Source organism: Blautia faecis (genome assembly GCF_020554845.1).
Lineage (GTDB): Bacteria > Bacillota > Clostridia > Lachnospirales > Lachnospiraceae > Blautia_A > Blautia_A faecis.
In genome coordinates this window covers 85,936-93,452 of record NZ_JAJCIA010000015.1, presented here as the reverse complement: position 1 = coordinate 93,452, position 7,517 = coordinate 85,936, and the positions used below count along the sequence as shown (strand labels likewise).

5 protein-coding genes are annotated in these 7,517 nt (G+C 42.5%); 4 read left to right on the top strand and 1 reads right to left on the bottom strand.

Annotation, left to right across the window (positions count from 1 at the left end; genetic code table 11):
• The first annotated feature begins 177 nt into the window (after positions 1-177).
• On the top strand, positions 178-1,347 hold the full coding sequence (locus LIZ66_RS09445) for a PP-loop family protein (protein WP_148461774.1): 1,170 nt from the start codon (positions 178-180) through the stop codon (positions 1,345-1,347).
• A gap of 330 nt (positions 1,348-1,677) precedes the next feature.
• Here LIZ66_RS09445 and LIZ66_RS09440 read toward each other — a convergent pair whose 3' ends face one another.
• Positions 1,678-2,814: a sodium ion-translocating decarboxylase subunit beta gene (locus LIZ66_RS09440; RefSeq protein WP_148461773.1), complete on the bottom strand. Its 1,137-nt coding sequence runs from the start codon at positions 2,812-2,814 to the stop codon at positions 1,678-1,680.
• A 553-nt stretch (positions 2,815-3,367) separates the two neighbouring features.
• Here LIZ66_RS09440 and LIZ66_RS09435 point away from each other — a divergent pair.
• From LIZ66_RS09435 to araA, 3 genes are all read left to right on the top strand, one after another.
• Complete coding sequence (locus tag LIZ66_RS09435; RefSeq protein WP_148461772.1) at positions 3,368-4,387, top strand: threonine aldolase family protein; 1,020 nt, start codon at positions 3,368-3,370, stop codon at positions 4,385-4,387.
• Between the two features lie 316 nt (positions 4,388-4,703).
• Positions 4,704-5,795: a GntR family transcriptional regulator gene (locus tag LIZ66_RS09430; RefSeq protein ID WP_148461771.1), complete on the top strand. Its 1,092-nt coding sequence runs from the start codon at positions 4,704-4,706 to the stop codon at positions 5,793-5,795.
• Between the two features lie 127 nt (positions 5,796-5,922).
• Positions 5,923-7,422 carry an L-arabinose isomerase gene (gene araA / locus LIZ66_RS09425; RefSeq protein WP_148461770.1) on the top strand — a complete coding sequence of 500 codons (1,500 nt, stop codon included), beginning with the start codon at positions 5,923-5,925 and terminating at the stop codon, positions 7,420-7,422.
• Positions 7,423-7,517 lie beyond the last annotated feature (95 nt).

Genomic DNA, 7,517 nt, shown 5'->3' with positions numbered 1-7,517 from the left:
CGCAATTCTCGGGTTTTCTGTGAACTTTGTTCACAAAAAACGCCTCGCGGAACGTGACCAGTGAACAGTAACAATCATATTCAGCAAGGTTTCTTCTGAGCAGGAACGAGTTACAGTTTTGTTGAGATCGTGATATAAAGTATGGACATTATAGAATATATTCAGGGAAGGATTTAAATGAGCAGTATAACAATAGAAGAATTAAAAAAGTTACCAGCGGAGTCCTATCAGATCATTGATGTCCGCGACGAGATTGAGATTTCCCATGGCGCTGTTAAGGGGGCTTTGGCCTGTAAGCCAGAGGAAATCATGGAGAATCCGGAAGTGGATAAGACCAGAAAACTGGTTATTTGCTGCAGCCGCGGAATCAATAGTAAAGAAATCGCTAAGAAGCTCGAGGAAGAGGGGCTGGATGCAGTAAGCCTTGAGAAAGGGTACATTGCCTGGCTTATGGATGCCATGAAGAGTTCACAGGACGAAGATTTTGTGAAAAATGTGGAGATCAGTCTTCGCAAGAAATTTAAGAAAAAAATCTGGTCCAGGTTTACCAAGGCAATCAATACTTACGAGCTTGTGAAGCCGGGAGATAGGATTGCAGTCTGTATTTCCGGCGGCAAGGACTCTATGCTGATGGCAAAGTGCTTCCAGGAACTGAAGCTTCATAATAAATTTGATTTCGAGGTGAAATTTCTGGTTATGGATCCGGGCTACAGTCCGGCCAACCGTCAGGTAATCGAGGAAAACGCCAGAAGGTTAAATATTCCTATTCGTATTTTTGAGTCTGATATTTTTGAGTCTGTATTTAATGTGGAGAAATCTCCTTGTTATCTTTGCGCAAGAATGCGCCGCGGGCATCTCTATGCTTTTTCAAAAGAAATGGGTTGCAACAAGATTGCACTGGGTCACCACTATGATGATGTGATTGAGACCATTCTTATGGGCATGCTTTACGGTGCCCAGGTACAGACTATGATGCCCAAGCTTCACAGCACCAACTTTGAGGGAATGGAATTGATCCGTCCATTGTATCTGGTGCGGGAGGATGATATTAAGGCATGGCGTGACTACAATGATCTCCATTTTATTCAGTGTGCATGTAAATTTACAGATACCTGCACTACCTGCAATAACGAAAATCGCTCCAAACGTGTAGAAATCAAGGAACTGATCCGTGACCTGAAAAAGGTGAATCCGTTTGTAGAGGGCAACATTTTCAAGAGCGTAGAGAATGTAAATATTGATACAGTTGTGGGATATAAACAATATGGTGTGAGACATTCTTTCCTGGAAAATTATGATGGGGAGCCCGGTTCTGCCTCTGAGAATGCTGCTGATGCAGTAGAGTAACAGAGAGAAAATGTGGATTTTAGACCTGCACACTCGGATCTACATCCTACGCGATTGGTATAGTTATTTACGAAACGATGTATTAGTAAAAATATTGAGCCAAGGTCAATGCTGCATGTGACCTTGGCTCGTTTTTTGTCGGGGATGAAAAGAGAAGCGCTATAGATATATTGGAGTATTTATTTTCCGATTTTTCCGAGAAGCCATACACAAAGAATGATGAACAGAATGGCAGTAAAGATTCCTGCCATTCCTTTTGCCATGATTTCAAGTGCAATAATGATATTGGATGTATTCATAGATAAGACCCTCCTCATTATAAAAATTTTTTTATAAAAATTTTGTGACCAGGTTGATAACCATGCCGCCTGCGATTACAGAAGCAATCTGTCCGGACACGTTGGCACCGGCGGCCTGCATGAGAATTACATTTGTGGGATCTTCTTCCATGGCCATTTTCTGAACAACTCGGGAGGACATTGGAAATGCAGAAATTCCGGCACCGCCAATCATTGGGTTGATCTTTTTTTTCAGGAAAAGATTCATAAATTTTGCCAGGAGAACGCCGCCGATGGTGTCCATGACAAAAGCAAAAAGTCCAATCACCAGGATCAGTAAAGTCTCTTTTGTTACAAACTGGTCTGCACGCATGCTGAAGGAAATGGTGATTCCAAGAAGCAGGGTGATCAGATTTGCCAGAATATTCTGGGCTGTGTCGGACAGGGTGCCCAGGACGCCGCATTCCCGGATCAGGTTGCCGAACATGAGAAATCCAACCAGCGCAACAGATTGAGGTGCTACCAGCCCAACGATTACAGTAACTATAATGGGAAAAGCAATTTTCATGGTTTTGGAAACGGATTTCGGATTATATTCCATGTGAATGCAGCGTTCCTTCTTTGTAGTGACAAGCCGGATGGCAAAGGGCTGTACAATTGGGACAAGTGCCATGTAGGAATAGGCGGCAACTGCAATGGCGCCGATATATTTGGAATTCAGGACCTGGGATACCAGAATGGAAGTAGGTCCGTCGGCAGCACCGATGATTCCGATAGAAGCAGCGTCTTTTAGGTCAAATCCAAGGATGGTGGACAGTAAAATTGCAGCAAAAATTCCAAGCTGTGCACCTGCGCCAAACAGGAACAAAGAGGGATTGGAAAGCAGGGGACCGAAGTCGATCATAGCGCCAATTCCGATGAAAAGTAAAATCGGCATGACTTCTGAGGCTTCAATTCCCACATGGAACAGCCATTCAATGACTCCGTTTGCCTGGATCCCGCCAGCCAGAGTCTGGTTTAAAACTCCGGAAAAAGGCAGGTTCACAAGTATGGCACCAAAGCCCATTGGCAGAAGCAGGGCTGGTTCAAATCCCTTTTTGATAGCCAGCCAGATCAGGGTGATTCCGACGGCAAACATCACAATTTGCTGCCAGGTTAATGCAAGGATTCCGTCTGTTAAAAATTCCATTTCTTTTTCCTCCTTTTGGGTGTTTGAATGTAAGTGCTTAAATAGATAAAAATACTTGCATAATGTTAATATTGTTATAAAAATGAAAGCTTTGTAGGGAAGGAATTTTATAACCTGTTTTTGGGGTATAAAAAAGACTTTTATTACAATACTGCATATCTGAAGATATGCGACTATTGTAATAAAAGTCTTGCCATTTCAATTTTCTGCGGGCGACAGATTCATGGAACTGTCTACCGTTCTGACGCATGAAAATCCATATACAAAAATGCACTAAAACAGAAACAATGCATTTGATATGCCAGCTACTCCCTTTTATTGAAGCGTGACTGCAAATGTATTTTGTTGTGGTAATTATAATTCGGCAAAGGTGGGAATGTCAACCCTGAATTATATAAAAGAAAGAATTTATTGGCCATTTGGTTACGGAACTGTTATCCGGAAACATTTTTCTTGTAAAAAATTCAGGGCAGGTATATGATTAAAAAACGAAATCAAAGTAAAATATACCTGTATGGTACAAGTGAAAAATATGAAACAAAGGAGTTACATCATGTTGTATTTTGAAAATGATTATTGTGAAGGTGCTCATGAGGCAATCTTAAAAAGATTAATGGAAACCAATATGGAAAAGGTTCCGGGATATGGACAGGATCCTTTCTGTGACAAAGCGAAGGAAAAAATAAAAGAGGCATGTGGCTGTCCAGATGGGGAGGTCTATTTCCTGGTAGGGGGTACCCAGACAAATGCAGTGGTGATCGCGTCCGTGTTGAACCGGTATGAAGGAGTGCTTTCCGCAGTTACCGGTCATGTAAATGCGCACGAAGCCGGAGCAATTGAATTTACCGGACATAAAGTTCTTCCACTTCCCCAGGACAATGGTAAAATTTCTGCCGCAAATCTGAAAGATTATCTTCAGACCTACTATGCAGACGGAAGCTATGACCACATGGTTTTTCCGGGCATGGTTTATATTTCACATCCGACAGAGTACGGAACTCTTTACACAAAGCAGGAACTGGCAGATATTTCCAGTGTATGCAGGGAATATGAGATCCCGTTATTTCTGGACGGAGCCAGACTGGGCTATGGACTGGTGGCAGAGACAGATGTGACTTTGAAAGATATTGCAAATTATACAGACGTATTTTATATCGGAGGAACCAAGGTTGGTGCCCTGTGCGGTGAAGCAGTCGTTTTTCCGAAGAAAGCACCGAAACATTTCTTTACTATGATCAAACAGCAGGGAGCGCTTCTTGCGAAAGGCAGACTGCTTGGAATTCAGTTTGATACTCTTTTCACAGGAAATCTGTATCTGGAAATCAGCAAAAATGCTATCGAAACCGCTGCAAAACTGAAAGCTGCATTAAAAGAGAAGGGCTATGAATTTTTCATTAATTCCCCAACCAATCAGATTTTTGTTATCCTGGAAAATAAGAAAATGGAGGAATTGGGCGAAAAAGTGAAGTTCAGCTTCTGGGAAAAATATGATGATAGTCATACAGTAGTCCGCTTTGCAACAAGTTGGGCAACGAAAATGGAAGACATTGACTCGCTGATTGAGACATTGTAATAAAACAAGAAAAAGTTATGTTTCGCGAGTGTTGTTTGTTATCGTGCAGGCGGTAAGGTCCTGTGAAAGCATGAATTTCGGATGCCCATTGTGTAAATGAGATAACACTTGTGTAAAACAGATGGCTATGTAAGCGTTGATTTACATAGCCATTCTGTAAATAAAATCTTATGTTTTCACTTCTTTCATTTTAGAATCCCCAACATTTGTTAAAAAAGCATAAAATATAGCTGATTATTTTGTATACAATATCCAAACACAACAACTTGTCCGTATGTGCGTACAAGTTGTAAGATGGAAACAGGAGGAAGGAAGAATGACTGAAAATGGCAAGCCAAAATATTTTACTCTGATGGAAGAACTAAAAGAGAAGATCATTTCCGGCAGGATTCAGCCAGGAGAGAAGCTGCCATCAGAGAATCAGTTTACAGTACAATATTCCCTCAGCCGGCATACGGTGCGAAAGGCACTTAGTCTTCTGGAACAGGAAGGCTATATAGAAGCCTGCCATGGAAAAGGAACTTTTTGTTCCGAGAAAATGCGCCATATGAAAAAGTCCAGAAATATTGCGGTAGTGACAACTTATATTTCTGACTACATTTTCCCAAGGCTGATTCAGGGAATGGATAATGTACTGTCTGAACAGGGCTACAGCATCATTTTGAAAAATACAGGTAACAGCCGTCAGAAAGAGGCAAAATGTCTAGAAGAGCTTTTGCAGAAAGATATTGATGGTCTGATCATAGAGCCAAGTAAAAGCCAGCTTAGCTGTCGGCATCCTGGCCTTTACGAAAATCTAGAGAAATATCAGATTCCATACATTTTTATCCAGGGAATTTACACGGAAATGAAGGACAAGCCCCACATTCTTATGGATGATGCCAGGGGCGGCTATCTGGTGACAAAGTACCTTCTGGAGCAGGGACACCGCAGGATTACCGGTTTTTTCAAGGCAGATGACATTCAGGGTATCCAGAGACATAAAGGGTATGTGAGGGCATTGCAGGAGGCTGGTATTCCTTATGATCCAGATCTGGTAGTATGGTTCCACACCGAAGATCGGCGGAGTAAACCATCTATGATGGTAAAAGAAATGGTAAAAACCGGATCGCTTCCTCATGGAATCGTCTGCTACAATGATCAGATTGCTGTACAGGTGATTGAATCTCTTGAAGATTGTGGTCTTCAAGTACCAAAGGATATTTCCGTCACAGGCTATGACAATTCCCTCTATGCCCAGCGCGGAACCGGAATCACAACCATTGCCCATCCACAGGAGCGGCTTGGAGAGATGGCAGCAGAATTGATATTAGAAAAAATCAATGGAGTGTCAGAAGAGGATAGCAAAGTAGAACGTCTGATTCAGCCGGAATTAATTGTTCGTGGTTCCTGCAGAAGGCTTAAATGATATTTTCTGCAAAGAATTACTGATAATTGTTTCCTTACAATTGGAAATATACATTGCAAACCATCACCTGAAAAATTGAATCAATAACAATATTTACAAAAATATAATAAACAGGAGGATTTTTACAATGAAAACAGGAAGAAATTACAAATTCTGGTTTTGTACAGGTTCACAGGATCTTTATGGGGATGAGTGTCTCCGTAAAGTAGCTGAGCATTCCTGTATTATTGTGGAAGAGCTGAACAAATCCGGTATGTTTCCATACGAGATTATATGGAAACCAACCTTGATTACCAATGAACTTATCCGTAAGACTTTCAATGAGGCAAATGCTGATGAAGACTGTGCTGGTGTGATCACCTGGATGCATACTTTTTCCCCGGCAAAATCCTGGATACTTGGTCTGAAAGAATATAGAAAGCCTCTTTGCCACCTTCACACACAGTTCAACCAGGAAATCCCTTACGACACCATTGACATGGACTTTATGAACGAGAATCAGTCCGCACACGGTGGCCGCGAGTATGGTCACATGGTAACCCGCATGGGAATCGAGCGAAAGGTAATTGTGGGCCACTGGGCTGACAAAAAGGTTCAGGAGCGTCTGGCTTCCTGGATGCGAACTGCTGTTGGCATTATGGAGAGCAGCCACATCCGAGTTTGCCGTGTGGCCGACAATATGCGAAATGTTGCCGTTACAGAGGGGGATAAGGTAGAAGCTCAAATTAAATTTGGCTGGGAAGTTGATGCCTATCCGGTAAATGAAATCGCAGAATATGTGAACGCTGTTTCCAAGGGAGATATTGACGCTCTTGTGGAAGAATATTATAATAAATATGACATTCTTTCTGAGGGAAGAGACCCGGAAGAATTCAAACGTCATGTAGCAGTACAAGCAGGAATTGAGATAGGCTTTGAGAAATTCCTGGAAGAGAAAAACTATCAGGCAATCGTAACTCATTTCGGTGATCTTGGAGCACTGAAGCAGCTTCCGGGACTGGCAATCCAGAGACTTATGGAGAAGGGCTATGGATTTGGCGCAGAAGGTGACTGGAAAACAGCTGCAATGGTTCGTCTGATGAAGATTATGACAGCAGGCATGAAGGACGCTAAGGGAACCTCCATGATGGAAGATTACACCTACAATCTTGTTCCTGGAAAAGAGGGAATCCTGCAGTCACATATGCTGGAGGTTTGCCCATCCGTAGCAGATGGCAAGCCGGCTATTAAAGTCTGCCCGCTTAGCATGGGTGAGAGAGAGGATCCTGCGAGACTTGTATTTACATCCAAGACAGGCCCTGCAATCGCAACATCCCTTGTTGATCTGGGGGATAGATTCCGTCTGATCATCAATGATGTAGATTGCAAGAAGGTTGAGAAACCTATGCCGAAGCTTCCTGTAGGAAGTGCATTCTGGACACCACAGCCAGATCTGGCTACCGGCGCAGAAGCATGGATCCTTGCAGGTGGAGCACATCATACTGCCTTTACTTATGATCTTACAGCAGAGCAGATGGGTGACTGGGCTGCAGCAATGGGAATTGAAGCTGTATACATTGACAAAGATACTACAATCCGTAACTTCAAGAATGAGCTTCGCTGGAATGAAATTGCGTTTCGAAGGTAAAAACGCATAGAATGGCAAACACGCTCTGGAGCCTGTTTACGGCGTTGGGTTGAACAGTGAAGAATGTTACACATTATAAAAAGACAACGGGAGGA